Raw genomic sequence first — 14,828 nt, 5'->3', positions numbered from 1 at the left:
ACCGGAGGCGGGGCATCGGCAAGCGATTACCGGGTCAAGCGGCCCTGATCACAGGCTCACCCGACGTGGTGACCCCGGCGCCCGCCATCGCCCGCAGCGCCACGTCGAGGGTCTCCGGTGCCACCGCCGCGGTCAGGTCCAGCAGCACCGTGGTGGCGAACCCCTCCCGGGCGGCGTCCAGCGCGGTGGCGCGTACGCAGTGGTCGGTGGCGATGCCGACCAGGTCGACCCGGTCCACGTTGCGCCGGCGCAGCCAGGCGGCCAGGCCCTCGCCGTCGTCGGCGTGCCCCTCGAAGCCGGAGTACGCGGCCGCGTGCTCGCCCTTGTGGAAGATCGCCTCGACCCGGTCGGTGGCCAGGTCCGGGTGGAGTTCGCTGCCGGCGGTGCCGACCACGCAGTGCCGCGGCCAGGAGTCGACGAAGTCCGGCGGGTCACCGAAGTGCGCGCCCGGGTCGACGTGGTAGTCCTTGGTGGCGACCACGTGGTCCCAGCGGCCCGGCTGGTCGGCCAGCAACCGGGAGATGCCGGCGGCGACGCCCGCCCCGCCGGCGACGGCGAGCGAGCCGCCCTCGCAGAAGTCGTTCTGCACGTCCACGATGATCAGTGCGTTGGCCATCGGAGGTGCTCCCTTCGGGGGGTCAGGAGGCGGGTACGACGGTGACCGGGATGGCCGGGTCGCCGGCGGAGAGCTTGAGGCCCTCCCACGGGATGGAGATCAGGCACTGGCGCAGGTGTTCGCGGGACTCGGCCAGCGACGGCAGCGCCACCGGCTCACCCTCGACGACCAGCGAGTGCTGCAGCATCCGGTCGTTGGGCCGCCGGTCCGGCACGCCCTGCGGCACGACGACCTCCTCGGTGGCGGTGCCGGTCGGCTTGTGCCGGCGTACCGCGACCTTCCGGCCGCCGATGGTGGCCTTGTGCTCGGAGCGCTTGACCACCGGCCGCCCGTCCACCTCGACCAGCTTGTAGACCAGACCGGCGGTGGGCGCCCCGGAGCCGGTGACCACGGCGGTGCCGGCGCCGTACATGTCGACCGGCTCGGCGGCGAGCGAGGCGATGGCGTACTCGTCGAGGTCGCCGGAGACGATGATCTTCGTCTCGGTGGCGCCCAGCGAGTCGAGCAGCTCCCGGGACTGCTGGGCGATCACCGCGAGGTCGCCGGAGTCGATCCGGATGGCCCGCAGCTCCGGCCCGGCCACCTCGATCGCGTTGCGGATGCCCTGGCTGATGTCGTACGTGTCGACCAGCAGCGTGGTGTCCCTGCCCAGCGTGGCGACCTGCGAGGCGAACGCCGCCTTCTCGTCGTCGTGCAGCAGGGTGAACGCGTGCGCGGCGGTGCCCGCGGTCGGAATGCCGTACCGCTGGCCGGCGGCGAGGTTGGAGGTGAAGCGGAAGCCGGCCAGGTACGCGGCCCGGGCGGCGGCGACCGCCGACTCCTCGTGCGCCCGCCGGGCGCCCATCTCGATCAGCGCCCGGCCGCGGGCGGCGGTGACCATCCGGGCGGCGGCCGCGGCGATCGCGCAGTCGTGGTTGAGCACCGACAGCACCAGGGTCTCCAGCACCACGCACTCGGCGAAGCCGCCGGAGACGGTGAGGATGGGGGAGCCGGGGAAGAACAGCTCGCCCTCGGCGTACCCGTCGATGTCGCCGGTGAACCGGTAGCCCGCCAGCCACTGCGCGGCCGGCTCGTCCACCACGCCGGTGCGGCGCAGGAAGTCGATCTCCTCGGGGTGGAAGCGGAAGTCGCGGATCAGCTCGACCAGCCGCGCGGTGCCGGCGACCACCCCGTACCGGCGGCCGGCCGGCAGGCGGCGGCCGAACACCTCGAAGGTGCACCGCCGGTCGGCGGTGCCGTCCCGCAGGGCGGCGCCGACCATGGTCAGCTCGTAGTGGTCGGTGAGCAGCGCGGGGCGAAGGGTGGTCACGTCCCCAGCCTAGAGTTCACCCGGATTCCTCGCCGTGCTGGCCCGGGAAGGACCGCAGCGCCGTGCGCAGCTCGCCCCGCCCGGCCACGCCGAGCTTGCTGTAGACCCGCTGCAGGTGGTTCTCCACCGTGCGGATCGACAGGAACAGCCGCTCGGCGATGACCCGGCTGGTCACCCCGTCGGCGGCCAGCAGGGCGATCTCGAACTCCCGGTCGGTCAGCGCCGGGCGCAGCGCGTCCAGCGCCGGGGTGCGCACCGCGTCGCAGCGGCCGAGCAGGTCGGCCAGCCGGCGGTGCGCGGCGGTCGCCGCGGCCGACCGCCGCAACGGCGGCAGCGCCTGCGCGACGGCCTCGGCCGCCCACAGCGGCAGGTCCCGCTCGGCCAGCCCCTCGGCCGCCGCGAGCAGGCCGGGCCCGTCACCGCCGGCGGCGGCCCGGGCGTACCGGGCGAGCAGCGGCGCCAGCGGGCCGTCGACCCGTTCGGAGAGCTCGCCCAGCCGCTGCGCCACCGTGCGCCGGCTGCCGTCGGTGCGGGTCGGCCCCACCGGTGCGGTGGCCTGCCCGAGCCGTACCAGGTCGTGCAGGACCAGCACCTCGTGCCCGGCCAGCCCGTCGGCCCGTAGCCGGTCGGCCAGCTCGCCGAGGTGCTTGGCGGCGCCCGGCAGGTCGCCGCCGGCCGCCAGCACCGCCGCGCGGGCCTGCTCCAGCCACGGATAGAGCACCGCCATGCCGGCCGAATGGGTCCGGTCGGCCTCGGCCATCGCCGCGGCGGCGTGCTCGGCCTCCCCGCGCAGCGCGGCGGCCTGGGCCCGTTCGGCGTGCGCGAGGCCGGCGTAGACCCGGCTGGTGGTGAGCACGGCGCAGGCGCCCAGGCTGAGGGTGAGCGCCTCGCCGGCGCGTCCGCGCAGCCGGGCCGCGTACGCCTGGAGGACGGCCAGGTAGCCGGTGCCGAGCCGGAAGTCACCGGCGCCGGCCTGGTCGGCGAACTCGTCCGCCGCGATCGCGTCGATCCCGGGCAGGTCGCCGGCGAGCGCCAACCGGGTGCCCCGGGCCAACTCCATGGCCAGTTGCAGGTAGGGCATGTCGGCGCGCCAGCGCGGGGTCTCGACGGCGACCCGGGCGACCGCCGCGGCGCTGTCGGTGAACCGCCCGCACGCCGCGTCCAGGTGCGCGACGGCGCACCGGGCCAGCTCGCGGGCCGCGACACAGGCCGCCGGGCGGTCCAGCACCGATCGGCTCAGCCGCAGGGCCGCGTCGGTGTCCAGCCCGTGCAGCCGCATGATCGCCTCGAAGGCCCGGACCCGGGACCGGTCGCCCGGGTCGGTCAGCGTCGCCGCCTCGGCGGCCAGCTCGTCCACGGTGGAGAGCCGGCTCAGCCCCCAGTAGCTCACCATGCCGCGGACGGTCACCCAGCGGCTGCGCCGCCGGTCGTCGTGCACCTGGTCGGCCACCGAGTCGAGCACCCGGAGCGCCTCGTCCGGCCGGTCGGCGAAGACCAGGATGGTGGCGAGCAGCTCCGCCGCGTCGAAGCCGCCGTCGGCGTCCAGCGCCGCGCGGGCCAGCCGGGTCGCCAGGGGTACGTCGTACCGGGCGAACGCCTGGACGGCCGCGCCGAGCAGCTGGCCGGCGTCCTGCGCGGTGCCCGAGCCCAGCCGCCACACCGCCACCCGCAGCAGGTCGCCCCGGCGCCGGGCGCCCACCCGTTCCAGCAGCTCGGCCAGGCGCGCGTGCAGCCGTCTGGTCCGGGTGACCGGGCAGCGGCGGCGGATCACCTCGCCGTACAGCGGGTGCGCCAGCCGGACGTCGACCCGCCGGTCGTCGTGCGCCACGGTGATCAGCCCGCGCTCCTCGGCGAGCTCCACGTCGGCCGGGTCGGCGGCCTGGTCGAGCAGGTGCAGGCCGAGCGGCTCGCCGAACGCGACCAGCTCCAGCACGGCGCGCACCCCCGGCTCGAGCCGGCCGATCCGGGCGTCGATCAGGTCGGTCAGGGTGGGCGCCAGCTCGAGCCGCCCGGTCCACCGCCACACCCCGTACGCCCGGTGCAGCTCGTCGCTGCCGCCGGCGGCGAGGACCAGCTCGCGTACCAGCAGCGGATTGCCGGCGGAGAGCCGGAACAGCCGGTCGGCGGAGGTGGCGTCGACCGGGCCGTCGAGGATGGCGGCGAGCAGGTCGGTGGTCTCGGTCGGGCCGAGCGGGCCGAGCTCGGCGTGCTCGACCAGGTCGTCGGTCCACAGTGCGCGGATGGGCAGCGGGATCTGCTCGCCGCTGCGCAGCGTGCCCAGGATGGTGGTGTTCGCGGCCCGGCCCAGCAGGTGCACCAGCGCGGCCGAGGGCGGGTCGAGCAGGTGCGCGTCGTCGATGGCGAGCACGATCGGCCGCCCGGCCGCCTGCTCCCGCAGCACCTCCACCCCCCAGCGCAGCACCCCGGCGGGGGACAGGCCGGCCGGCTGGGCCGCGGGCAGCACCTGGGCCAGCCCGCCGAAGGGCAGCGCGGGGGTGGCGGTGCTGGCCGACACGAACCAGATCGCGTACCGGTCGGTGGGCAGCGCGGACACCGCCTCGCGCAGCAGCCGGCTCTTGCCGACCCCCGCGCTGCCGCTGAGGAACAGCCCGTCAGCGTGGTCGTCGCGCACCGCTGAGCGCAGGCGGTCGAGCTCAGCCCGGCGGCCGACGAACCCCCACCGACTCATCGCCGCAGCATATCGACGGAAATCCCGATCCAGGTGCTTCGTCACGCACTGAAGTTGAGTAGTCTCGTGACCACCGCTAAGTAGCCGGGTGTGCCGCGGGTGCCCTCGCGGGCGCGTAGTCTTCGGCATCCGGGGCATCACCACCGGAACTCCATCCGACCGGCACACCGGTCGCGCACACCGGGAGGCCGTCCGATGCAGTCGGGTCCTCTCCGCTCGGTCGACTCGTCCGACGACCCGGACGAGGCGACGCAGCGGCTCAGCCGCGGGTCGATGCCGACCCGGCTGGGCGTCACCACACCGCTGCCCGACGCGCCGCTGGCGGTCGTCGCCGCCGGTCCGGCCGGTGCCGGCCGGCGGGAGGTGCTCGCCGCCCTGATCGGGCTGGACCCGGCGATGCTCGTGGTGCCGGCCGGCGGCAGCCTGCTGGTCAGCCACGCCCGGGTGCCGACCCGGGCGGCGTACGTGCCGGGCTACCGCCAGCCGCACTCGTACGGCGCCGACCAGACGGCGGCCGGCCCGGCGCTGGCCCGGCCGCCGCGCCGGGTGGAGCTGACCGTGCCGGAGCCGCTGCTGCGGCACTTCGCCGTGCTGGACACACCCGACACCGGCTCGCTCGGGGTGGCCAACGGCCGGGTGCTGCTGGACGCGATCGGCCGGGCCGGTGCGCTGCTCTTCGTGATCGGCGCCGACCAGGCCTTCACCGCCGCCGAGCTGCATCTGCTCGCCGAGGTGGCCCGGGCGCCGGTCGAGGTGGTCTTCGTGGTCACCCCGGGGGCGGCGGGCTGGGAGCAGCCGCCGCCTCGGGGCGCCGCACCGGAGGCGGCGGCGCCGGTCGGGCCGGCGCGCACCGGGGCCGCGGCCTCCGGCCGGGCCCGGGTTCCGGTGGACCCGGCCGCCGTGTCGGTGGCGGCCCACCGGGCCACCCTGCTCACCGCGGTGCCCGGGCTCGTCGACGCGCGCTGGTTCCCGGTCCGGCCGGGCGACCACGCCGCACTGCGCCGGGCCCTGGTCGGCTGGGCGGTAAACGAGGGTCTGCGCCGCTCCAGCGCGGAGCCGCCGGTGCCGCCCGGCTCGCACGGCCGGATCACCGTCCTGCCGGAGCTGGACGCCGCCGACATCGCCGACCGGCTCGACCGCCAGGTGCGCGCGGCCGCCCAACGGATCCGCCAGCACGTCGCCCTGGAGTTGGCGAACATCCACCTGCGGGTGGTGCAGGACATCGTCTTCGGGGTCGGCTGTGCCGGCCTGCCGCAGTTGCTCGACCGGGAGATGGAGGCCCTGTCGCTGCTGGCCACGGCCCAGTGCGACGAGGCCGTCCGTGGCCTCATCAACGACACCGGGGCCGCGCTGTTCGGCGCGCCGCTGGCCGAGGGGGTACGCCGGCGGATCGCCAAGGCCGTGCGCCACGGGTTCGAGGACCTTCCCGACGGCGGTGAGCTGGGCCGGGTGCTGCTGGTCACCAGCACCGCCGGGGTGGCCGTGCTGGTCGGCGCCGGGGCGATCGACGCGTTGGCCGGCTTCCCCGGCCTGGAACGCGACGAGGTGCTGCCGCCGGTCGGCATCGCGCTCTCCGGCGGCTGCTGGCAGCACTGGCGCAGCCCCGGCAACGACGACTCCAACGCCGCCCGGTCCTGGGCCCAGCGGGCGCTGCGCGAGGTCGAGCTGGAGCTGTCCCGGGAGGTCTCCCGGCGTTTCGAGGTGATCCGTCTCTCGCTCGGTGCGGTGCTCTCCGATGCGCTCGACCACGGCATCCTGCTCGGCTGAGCGGGGCGTGGCCGGCCCGACCAGGGGCTGCGGCCACGCCGCCCGGGCGGGTGATCCGGGCCGCCCCGGCGTTCCGGTTCATCGGATCGCCGGGACCGGTGGCACGATGGGGGGCATGGCGGCTCCACAGGTTGCACCGGTCGAGACGCCGGACACCACCGAGGTGCCGGTCTCCGACCGGCCATGGGTGACGATCGTCTGGGACGACCCGGTCAACCTCATGACGTACGTGACCTGGGTCCTGCAGAAGCTGTTCGGATACAGCCGGGAGAAGGCCGAGAAGCTGATGCTGGACGTGCACCACAAGGGTCGGGCGGTGGTGTCCAGCGGCGCCCGGGAGCGGATGGAGCACGACGCGTCGCAGCTGCACGCGTACGGGCTTTGGGCGACGGTGGACCGCTCATGAGCATGTTCCGCCGACAGGGCGGTCGGTACGTCGCCACCTTCGCGGTGGACGAGGCGCGGGTGCTGCGCAAGGTCGCCTCCGAGGTGGTCGGGCTGCTGACCGACGGCTTCGACCACACCGACCCGGTGGTCGGCCGGCTCTTCCCCGACGCGTACCCGGACGATCCGGCCGGCACGGCGGAGTTCCGCCAATACACCGAGGGCGACCTCAAGACCGCCAAGATCGACCAGGCCGGCGCGATCCTCGCGGCGCTGCCCGACGAGGCCGGCGGCGAGGTGCGGCTGGACGCCGAGGCGGCCGAAGCGTGGCTGCGGGCGCTCAACGACGCCCGGCTGGCGATGGGCGTACGCCTGGAGATCAAGGACGGCACCGACCTGGGCGAGGAGCTGGACGACGCGGTGGCCAGCGACCCGACCTCCTCCCGGGTGTTCCAACTGTCGGTCTACGCCTACCTCGGCTATCTGCAGGAATCCCTGCTCAACGCCCTGATCGACTGATTGGTGACCGCCGCCACTTCGCGGCGCGTCACCGGCAGGCGTTAGGCTGGTCGGCGTGCTGAGCATCGACCGGTCGATCGTCGAGGCGATCGTCGCGCACGCCCGCCGGGACCACCCGGACGAGGCCTGTGGCGTGGTCGCCGGTCCCGCCGGCAGCGACACCCCCACCCGGCACATCCCGATGGACAATGCCGCCCGCTCGATGACGTTCTACGAGTTCGACTCGATGGAGCAGCTGCGGGTGTGGCGGGAGCTGGACGACCGCGACGAGGAGCCGGTCGTCATCTACCACTCGCACACCGCGACCGAGGCCTACCCGTCCCGCACGGACGTGGCCTTCGCGGGTGAGCCGGGGGCGCACTACCTGCTGGTCTCCACCCGGGAGCCGGACGCGGAGGAGATCCGTTCGTACCGGATCGTCGACGGCGTGGTGACCGAGGAGCCGGTGCGGATCGTGGCCGCCGGGGTGGATTCGCACGCCGTGCAGTCCTACATGTTCGGGCAGAGCCCGGCGACGGTCGACTACGAGTGTTCCGGCAGCTGACCCGTCCAGCGCCGTAGCCCCACTCCGTCCGTCATCGAGCACACCGAACTAAGGAGCACCACGTCATGGCCATCGAGGTTCGCATCCCCACCATCCTGCGCAGCTACACCGGCGGCGCGAAGGTCGTCGAGGGCGCCGGCGACACGCTCGGCGAGCTGCTCGCCGACCTGGACTCCCGGCACGCCGGCCTGCGCGGCCGGCTGGTCACCGACGAGGGGTCGCTGCACCGCTTCGTCAACGTCTACGTCAACGACGAGGACGTCCGTTTCCTCGGCGCGCTGGACGCCAAGCTGAACGACGGCGACAGCGTGACCGTCCTGCCGGCCGTCGCCGGCGGCGCGTTCGGCTTCGCCGCGGCAGCGGCGATCGGCCAGCACCGCGCCGCGGCAGCGGCGATCGGCCAGCACCGCGCCGCGGCAGCGGCCACCGGCCAGCACCGCGTCGCGCGGCGCGCGCCCGTCGCCAACTGACCGGGGCGGTCGCCATGGCGCGGTACGACAGCCTTTTGGACGCCTGCGGCGGCACGCCCCTGGTCGGGCTGCCCCGGCTCTCGCCGACGGTGCCCGACGGGGCGCCGCCGGTGCGGCTGTGGGCCAAGCTGGAGGACCGGAACCCGACCGGCAGCATCAAGGACCGGGCGGCCCTGTTCATGGTGCGCGCGGCCGAGCAGGCCGGCCGGCTCCGGCCCGGTGACACCATCCTGGAGCCGACCAGCGGCAACACCGGCATCTCGCTGGCCATGGTGGCGAAGCTGCGCGGCTACCGCTTGGTCTGCGTGATGCCGCAGAACGTCTCGACCGAGCGGGTGCAGCTGCTCCGGATGTACGGCGCGGAGATCATCTTCTCGCCGGCCGCCGGCGGCTCGAACCAGGCGGTGGCGACCGCGAAGGAGATCTCGGCGGACCACCCGGACTGGGTCATGCTCTACCAGTACGGCAACGAGGCGAACGCCCGGGCGCACTACGAGACGACCGGGCCGGAGCTGCTGCACGACCTGCCGACGATCACCCACTTCGTGGCCGGGCTGGGCACCACCGGCACCCTGATGGGCACCGGCCGCCACCTGCGGGAGAAGGTCGACGGCATCCAGGTGGTGGCGGCCGAGCCGCGCTACGGCGAGCTGGTCTACGGGCTGCGCAACATCGACGAGGGCTACGTGCCGGAGCTCTACGACGCCGCCGTGCTGTCCCGGCGGTTCTCCGTCGGCACCCGGGACGCGGTGCTGCGCACCCGGCAGCTGGTGGAGGTGGAGGGCATCTTCGCCGGCTTCTCCACCGGCGCGATCCTGCACGCCGCCCTGGCGGTGGCGCACGAGGCGGTCCGGGACGGCCGGCGGGCCGACGTCGCCTTCGTGGTCTGCGACGGCGGCTGGAAGTACCTCTCCACCGGCGCGTACGGCGGCACGCTGGCCGACGCCGAGGACGCGCTCGAGGGCCAGCTCTGGGCCTGACGTCACACCACGGGGTCGGTCGCCGGTCGGCGGCCGGCCCCGTGGGTGTCACGTTGATGACAAGTTGCGGCGGAAGATTCTTGCCCCGCGGTCGCTGCGCGTAGGCTGCGCAGCGTGGCGTACGCGTCGGGGAAGATCATCGGCGGTGCTGACACCGCGCCGCCGACTACAGTGCGTCACGGCGGAGCGACCTGATGAAGTTGACGGTCCTCGGCTGCGCCGGCAGCTTCCCCGGCCCCGAGTCCCCCTGCTCGGCCTACCTCGTCGAAGCGGACGGCTTCCGGCTGCTGGTCGACTTCGGCCCCGGCTCGCTGTCCACGCTCCAGCGCTACGCCGGGCTGCACGCCCCGGACGCCATCCTGCTGACCCACCTGCACTGCGACCACTTCCTCGACGCCACGTCGTACGTGGTGGTCCGCCGGTACGCCCCGGACGGCCCGTACCCGCCGCTGCCGGTGTACGCCCCGCCGGGCGCGCCGGACCGGCTGGCCACCGCGTACGGCCAGGAGGACGCCGGCGTCGAGGACGTCTACCAGTTCTACGGCCTGCAGCCGGGCACCTTCCCGATCGGCCCGTTCACCGTCACCGTCGACCGGATGAACCACCCGATCGAGACGTACGGGGTGCGGCTGGAGCACGGTGGTCGGGTGCTCTGCTACTCCTCGGACACCGCCCCCTGCGACGCGCTGCTGCGGCTGGCCCAGGACGCCGACGTGTTCCTCTGCGAGGCCAGCTACCTCGACGGCACGGACAACCCGCCCGACCTGCACCTGACCGGCCGTGAGGCCGGCGAGGCGGCCACCAAGGCGGCCGCCGGTCGGCTGCTGCTGACCCACCTGGTGCCGGCCTGGGGTAGCGAGGCGCACACCCTGGAGTCGGCCGCCGCCGCGTACGCCGGGCCGTTGGAAGTGGTCCGCCCCGGCGCCTCGTACGAGGTCTGACCGGTTCCGCCGGGCCGCGGCGCGGTTTCGTGCGGAACTGTTCGCCGTCGCGTCAGCGGCCCGTCGTCTGGCGCACCGCTGCCGCCCCCACCGTGGCTGCATGCGGATCGCCATCGTGACGGAGTCGTTCCCGCCCGACGTGAACGGTGTCGCAAACTCGGTCGTCCGGACGGCGGAGCACCTGGTCGCCCGCGGCCACGACCCGATCGTCGTCGCACCCGCGCCGCCGGGTGCCCGGCGGCGGCACATCGACCGGATGCCGTACCCCGTGGTGCGGATCCCGAGCGTGCCACTGCCGCACTACCAGGGCTTCCGGCTGGGGATGCCCAGCGCCAAGCTCTCCGACGCGCTGCTCGGGCATGCGCCCGACGTGGTGCACCTGGCCAGCCCGTTCATCCTCGGCGCCCGGGCCGCGACGCTGGCGCACCGGCACGGCCTGCCCACGGTCGCCGTCTACCAGACCGACGTGGCCTCGTACGCGAAGGCGTACGGGATGGGGTGGGGCGAGGCGGCGGCCTGGCGCCGGATCGCCGAGATCCACAACTCCGCGCACCGCACCCTGGCGCCTTCGACCCGCTCGGCGGCCGACCTGATCGCCAACGGTGTGCAGCGGATCTGGCTGTGGGGCCGCGGGGTGGACGCCGAGCGGTTCCGCCCCGACAAGCGCTGCGCCGACCTGCGCCGGTCGCTCGCCCCGAACGGCGAGGTGCTGGTCGGGTACGTCGGCCGGCTGGCGCCGGAGAAGCGCGTCGACCTGCTGGAGGCGACCTCCCGGCTGCCCGGCGTACGGGTGGTGGTGGTCGGCGACGGGCCGGCCCGCCGGCAGTTGGAGAAGGCCATGCCCCGGGTGGACTTCCTCGGCGTGCAGCACGGCGAGGCGCTGGCCCGCCTCTACGCCAGCCTGGACGTGTTCGTGCACACCGGCCCGCACGAGACCTTCGGTCAGACCGTGCAGGAGGCGGCGGCGAGCGGCCTGCCCGTGGTGGCCCCGGCCTGCGGCGGCCCGGTCGACCTGGTCGAACCCGGCGTCACCGGGCTGCTGGTGCCGCCCGGCGACCAGGGCGCGCTGGCCGACGCGGTGGGCGCCCTCGCCGCCGACCCCGACCGGCGGGCCGCGTACGGCGCGGCCGCCCGGGTGGCGGTGAGCCGGCGCAGCTGGACGGCTGTCGGCGACGAGCTGATCGGGCACTACCAGGCCGTGCTCGCCGCGGTTCCGGCGACCGGGCTGGCCGCCGCGTGACCGGCCGGTCGGGGCTGCGGATCGTCCGGCTCGCGAACTTCGTCACCGGCCGCTCGGGTGGGCTGCGTACCGCGCTCAACCACCTCGGCGAGGGCTACCGCGCGGCCGGGCACGACCCGGTGCTGGTGGTCCCGGGTGAGCGGCCGGGTGTCAGCCGGCACCCCTGGGGGACCGTGTTCACCCTGCCCGGCCCGGTGGTGCCGGGCAGCGGCGGGTACCGCCTGCTCACCGCCCGAGGCTCGGTGGAGCGGCTGCTGACCCGGCTGGCGCCCGACCGGCTGGAGGTCTCCGACCGGTCCACCCTGCGCTGGACGGGCAACTGGGCCCGGGCGCACGGCGTGCCGTCGGTGATGGTGTCCCACGAGTGCCTGACCGGGCTGCTGGGCCAGTGGCGGATGCCCAGCGGCCGCGCCCGTTCGGTGGCCGACCGGCTGAACCTGCGGACCGTCTCCACGTACGACCGGATCGTCTGCACCACCCGCTGGGCGGCCGAGGAGTTCGACCGGATCGGCGCGCCCAGGGTCGACCTGGTGCCGCTCGGGGTGGACCTGGCCGGGTTCCACCCGGACCGCGCGGACGCTGGCCTGCGCGAGCGGTACGCCGACGACACCGAGGTGCTGCTCGTGCACTGCGCCCGGCTCTCCACCGAGAAGCGGCCGGAGCTGGCCATCGAGGCGCTCGTCGAGCTGCGCCACTCGGGGGTGCCGGCGGTGCTGGTGATGGCCGGCGACGGCCCGCTGCGCGCCGCGCTGACCCGGCGGGCGGCGGGGTTGCCGGTGCACTTCACCGGCTTCCTGCCCGACCGCGCCTCGGTGGCCGCGCTGCTGGCCAACGCGGACGTGGTGCTGGCGCCCGGCCCGGTGGAGACGTTCGGGCTGGCCGGCCTGGAGGCGCTGGCCTCCGGCACACCGGTGGTGGTCAACGCGGCCAGCGCGCTGCCCGAGGTGGTGGGCGGCGCCGGGCTCGCCGCGTACGGGACCGGGGTGTCGATGGCCGAGGCGGTCACCCGGCTGCTCGGCCGGCCGGAGGCGGCCCGCCGGGCGGCGGCCCGGGCCCGGGCCGAGGAGTTCGGTTGGCCCGCGGCGGTCGCCGGTTTCCTGCGGGTGCACGGCGCGGCCGTGCCGGCCGACGGGCCCGGTCCGGACCCGGTTGACGCCCCGCGCCGGCCGGAGGGCACCGCCGTCGTCGGGTGAGCCGGGCCCGCACCCGGCCGGATCAGCCGACCGCATAGGGTGCAGGCATGGCGCGACCTGACGGGCGGCGGCCCGACCAACTCCGACCGGTGAGCCTGAGTCGAGGCTGGAGCACCCATCCGGAGGGCTCCGTCCTCGTCGAGTTCGGCGGCACCCGGGTGCTCTGCACGGCCAGCGTGACCGAGGGCGTGCCCCGGTGGCGCAAGGGCTCCGGGCTCGGTTGGGTGACCGCCGAGTACGCCATGCTGCCCCGCGCCACCAACACCCGGTCCGACCGGGAGAGCGTGCGCGGGAAGATCGGTGGGCGGACCCACGAGATCTCCCGGCTGATCGGCCGCAGCCTGCGGGCGAGCATCGACCTGAAGGCGCTGGGCGAGAACTCGATCGTGCTCGACTGCGACGTGCTGCAGGCCGACGGCGGCACCCGGACGGCGGCGATCACCGGCGCGTACGTGGCGCTGCACGACGCGGTGACCTGGCTGGCCGGGCGCAAGGCGCTGGCCGGCAGGGTGGAGAACGTGATGCACCGCTCGGTGGCGGCGGTCAGCGTCGGCATCGTCGCCGGCGAGCCGCGGTTGGACCTCTGCTACGAGGAGGACGTGGCCGCCGAGGTGGACATGAACGTGGTCTGCACCGGCGAGGGCGAGTTCGTCGAGGTGCAGGGCACCGGGGAGGACGGCGTCTTCTCCCGGGCCCAGCTCGACGCGCTGCTGGACGTGGCCACGCTGGGTTGCATGGAACTGGCCGAGGCTCAGCGGAAGGCGCTCGCATCGTGAACAAGGTCCTGCTCGCCACCCGTAACCGCAAGAAGCTGGTCGAGCTGCAGCGGATCCTCGACGGCGCGCTCGGCGCGCACCGGGTCGCCCTGATCGGCCTGGACGACGTCGCGGAGTACCCGGAGCTGCCGGAGAGCGGCCTCACCTTCGGCGAGAACGCGCTGATCAAGGCCCGGGAGGGCTGCCGGCGTACCGGCCTGCCCACCATCGCCGACGACTCCGGCATCGCGGTCGACGCGCTCAACGGCATGCCGGGCGTGTTCAGCGCCCGGTGGGCCGGCTCGCACGGCGACGACCGGGCCAATCTCCAGCTGGTGCTGGACCAGATCGCCGACCTGCCGGACGAGCACCGCGGCGCCTCGTTCGTCTGCACCGTGGCGCTGGTGCTGCCCACCGGCAAGGAGCACCTGGTCGACGGCCGCCAGGCCGGCCGGCTGCTGCGCGCGCCGCGCGGTGAGGGCGGCTTCGGGTACGACCCGATCTTCCTCGGCGACGGCCAGGAACGGACCAACGCCGAGCTGACGCCGCAGGAGAAGGACGCGATCAGCCACCGCGGCAAGGCGCTGCGCGAGCTGGCCAAGCTGGTCGCCAAGGTGCTCCCGCCCGCCGGCTGACGGGTCGCTCGCTCGCCCTACCCTGACGCCACCGGTGGCGGGGGAGTGGCGGCGATGCAGATCACCGAGGTCAGCGTGCTGGGCCTGCGTTCCGCCGTGATCACTCTGGCCCGGCCGGATTCGCCGCTGCGGTTCGTCCTCTTCCCGATGGTCCACTTCGGATTGCCGTCGTTCTACCGGCAGGTGGCCGACCGGCTCGCGGCCTGCGACCTGATCGTCGCCGAGGGGTACGACGGCGCTGCCCACCTGCCGGCGGTCGTGCAGGCTCTGCGCGGCCGGTACGGGTACCGCGCCCTACGCGGCGGCGAGTGGCTCACCGTCGTCGACCTCTGACGGGAGCGGGCGGCTTGCCCCCTCCCGGATGAGCGCGCCGTCGCCCATAGTGATATCCGGGCCAGCCTCCTTCCGCCCCACCCGCAGACTTTGCTCTGCTGCCACCGAGGCGACAGGCACTTTCCGTCACCTGGCCGTGGTGGCCAATCTGGTGACCGAAAGTAATCGAAGCAGCTCAAGAGCCGTGTCGCGCTGATGGCAGCAGAGCAAAGCGAGAAGAACGGTTTGGGCGCTCGGTCAGCCGGCACTACGGAAGGTGACTTCCGCATCGCGTTGCGGAGAGTCACCAGGCTGATGGTCGCTGCGCTGCGGCGAGCATGCGCCCCGCCCCCTCCGGGCCGGCAGCCCCCGCGGCAACCACTCGCCACCGCAGTACGCCGGCCGCACGTCGCCGGCCGCACGTCGCCGGCCGCACGTCGTCGGCCGCACGTCGTCGGCCGCGCGCCGCGCGCC

At 74.8% G+C, this 14,828-nt stretch carries 15 protein-coding genes; 12 read left to right on the top strand and 3 right to left on the bottom strand.

The window, feature by feature from the left end:
• Positions 1–34: 34 nt before the first annotated feature.
• Genes ACFY3U_RS02425 through ACFY3U_RS02415 form a run of 3 tightly spaced genes read right to left on the bottom strand, consistent with a single transcriptional unit; the run spans position 35 to position 4,614 of the window.
• Positions 35–616, bottom strand: a complete 582-nt coding sequence (locus ACFY3U_RS02425) for an isochorismatase family protein (RefSeq protein ID WP_387193535.1) — start codon at positions 614–616, stop codon at positions 35–37.
• A gap of 22 nt (positions 617–638) precedes the next feature.
• Positions 639–1,925 carry a nicotinate phosphoribosyltransferase gene (locus ACFY3U_RS02420; protein WP_387193532.1) on the bottom strand — a complete coding sequence of 429 codons (1,287 nt, stop codon included), beginning with the start codon at positions 1,923–1,925 and terminating at the stop codon, positions 639–641.
• A gap of 16 nt (positions 1,926–1,941) precedes the next feature.
• Positions 1,942–4,614, bottom strand: coding sequence for an ATP-binding protein (locus ACFY3U_RS02415; RefSeq protein WP_387193529.1), 2,673 nt, complete (start codon positions 4,612–4,614; stop codon positions 1,942–1,944).
• A 195-nt stretch (positions 4,615–4,809) separates the two neighbouring features.
• Between ACFY3U_RS02415 and ACFY3U_RS02410 the strand changes: the two genes are divergently transcribed.
• From ACFY3U_RS02410 to ACFY3U_RS02355, 12 genes are all read left to right on the top strand, one after another.
• On the top strand, positions 4,810–6,381 hold the full coding sequence (locus ACFY3U_RS02410) for a hypothetical protein (RefSeq protein ID WP_387193526.1): 1,572 nt from the start codon (positions 4,810–4,812) through the stop codon (positions 6,379–6,381).
• A 115-nt stretch (positions 6,382–6,496) separates the two neighbouring features.
• A complete protein-coding gene (clpS, locus tag ACFY3U_RS02405) occupies positions 6,497–6,787 on the top strand; it encodes an ATP-dependent Clp protease adapter ClpS (protein ID WP_387193523.1) in 291 nt (96 codons plus the stop codon).
• Complete coding sequence (locus ACFY3U_RS02400) at positions 6,784–7,284, top strand: DUF2017 domain-containing protein (RefSeq protein WP_387193519.1); 501 nt, start codon at positions 6,784–6,786, stop codon at positions 7,282–7,284. Before clpS ends, ACFY3U_RS02400 begins: the two co-directional genes overlap by 4 nt.
• Before the next feature lie 55 nt (positions 7,285–7,339).
• Entirely contained in the window at positions 7,340–7,828 is a 489-nt protein-coding gene (locus tag ACFY3U_RS02395) for a Mov34/MPN/PAD-1 family protein (RefSeq protein WP_387193516.1), read from the top strand.
• Between the two features lie 65 nt (positions 7,829–7,893).
• A complete protein-coding gene (locus tag ACFY3U_RS02390) occupies positions 7,894–8,298 on the top strand; it encodes a MoaD/ThiS family protein (RefSeq protein WP_387193512.1) in 405 nt (134 codons plus the stop codon).
• 14 nt (positions 8,299–8,312) lie between these two features.
• Positions 8,313–9,278, top strand: coding sequence for a PLP-dependent cysteine synthase family protein (locus tag ACFY3U_RS02385; protein WP_387193509.1), 966 nt, complete (start codon positions 8,313–8,315; stop codon positions 9,276–9,278).
• Positions 9,279–9,472: 194 nt separating this feature from the next.
• Positions 9,473–10,219, top strand: coding sequence for an MBL fold metallo-hydrolase (locus ACFY3U_RS02380; protein WP_387193506.1), 747 nt, complete (start codon positions 9,473–9,475; stop codon positions 10,217–10,219).
• Between the two features lie 100 nt (positions 10,220–10,319).
• Complete coding sequence (locus ACFY3U_RS02375; protein WP_387193503.1) at positions 10,320–11,459, top strand: glycosyltransferase family 4 protein; 1,140 nt, start codon at positions 10,320–10,322, stop codon at positions 11,457–11,459.
• Positions 11,456–12,652 carry a glycosyltransferase gene (locus ACFY3U_RS02370; RefSeq protein WP_387193500.1) on the top strand — a complete coding sequence of 399 codons (1,197 nt, stop codon included), beginning with the start codon at positions 11,456–11,458 and terminating at the stop codon, positions 12,650–12,652. Before ACFY3U_RS02375 ends, ACFY3U_RS02370 begins: the two co-directional genes overlap by 4 nt.
• A gap of 47 nt (positions 12,653–12,699) precedes the next feature.
• Positions 12,700–13,428 carry a ribonuclease PH gene (rph, locus tag ACFY3U_RS02365; protein WP_387193497.1) on the top strand — a complete coding sequence of 243 codons (729 nt, stop codon included), beginning with the start codon at positions 12,700–12,702 and terminating at the stop codon, positions 13,426–13,428.
• Positions 13,425–14,042, top strand: coding sequence for an RdgB/HAM1 family non-canonical purine NTP pyrophosphatase (rdgB, locus tag ACFY3U_RS02360; protein WP_387193494.1), 618 nt, complete (start codon positions 13,425–13,427; stop codon positions 14,040–14,042). The genes rph and rdgB overlap by 4 nt, the downstream gene beginning before the upstream one ends.
• A gap of 54 nt (positions 14,043–14,096) precedes the next feature.
• Positions 14,097–14,375, top strand: coding sequence for a hypothetical protein (locus tag ACFY3U_RS02355; protein WP_387193491.1), 279 nt, complete (start codon positions 14,097–14,099; stop codon positions 14,373–14,375).
• Positions 14,376–14,828: the final 453 nt, after the last annotated feature.

It is taken from the genome of Micromonospora sp. NPDC000089 (assembly GCF_042899365.1).
Taxonomy (GTDB): Bacteria; Actinomycetota; Actinomycetes; order Mycobacteriales; family Micromonosporaceae; genus Micromonospora.
Note: the sequence above shows the minus strand (reverse complement) of the source record. Positions and strands in the feature narration are given on the sequence as shown.

Bases quoted from the DNA above. Each gene is read 5' to 3' on its own strand.
- ACFY3U_RS02425 (WP_387193535.1), bottom strand. From the start codon at position 616: ATGGCCAACGCACTGATCATCGTGGACGTGCAGAACGACTTCTGCGAG.
- ACFY3U_RS02415 (WP_387193529.1), bottom strand. From the start codon at position 4,614: ATGAGTCGGTGGGGGTTCGTCGGCCGCCGGGCTGAGCTCGACCGCCTG.
- ACFY3U_RS02410 (WP_387193526.1), top strand. From the start codon at position 4,810: ATGCAGTCGGGTCCTCTCCGCTCGGTCGACTCGTCCGACGACCCGGAC.
- clpS (WP_387193523.1), top strand. From the start codon at position 6,497: ATGGCGGCTCCACAGGTTGCACCGGTCGAGACGCCGGACACCACCGAG.
- ACFY3U_RS02400 (WP_387193519.1), top strand. From the start codon at position 6,784: ATGAGCATGTTCCGCCGACAGGGCGGTCGGTACGTCGCCACCTTCGCG.
- ACFY3U_RS02390 (WP_387193512.1), top strand. From the start codon at position 7,894: ATGGCCATCGAGGTTCGCATCCCCACCATCCTGCGCAGCTACACCGGC.
- ACFY3U_RS02385 (WP_387193509.1), top strand. From the start codon at position 8,313: ATGGCGCGGTACGACAGCCTTTTGGACGCCTGCGGCGGCACGCCCCTG.
- ACFY3U_RS02380 (WP_387193506.1), top strand. From the start codon at position 9,473: ATGAAGTTGACGGTCCTCGGCTGCGCCGGCAGCTTCCCCGGCCCCGAG.
- ACFY3U_RS02375 (WP_387193503.1), top strand. From the start codon at position 10,320: ATGCGGATCGCCATCGTGACGGAGTCGTTCCCGCCCGACGTGAACGGT.
- rph (WP_387193497.1), top strand. From the start codon at position 12,700: ATGGCGCGACCTGACGGGCGGCGGCCCGACCAACTCCGACCGGTGAGC.
- ACFY3U_RS02355 (WP_387193491.1), top strand. From the start codon at position 14,097: ATGCAGATCACCGAGGTCAGCGTGCTGGGCCTGCGTTCCGCCGTGATC.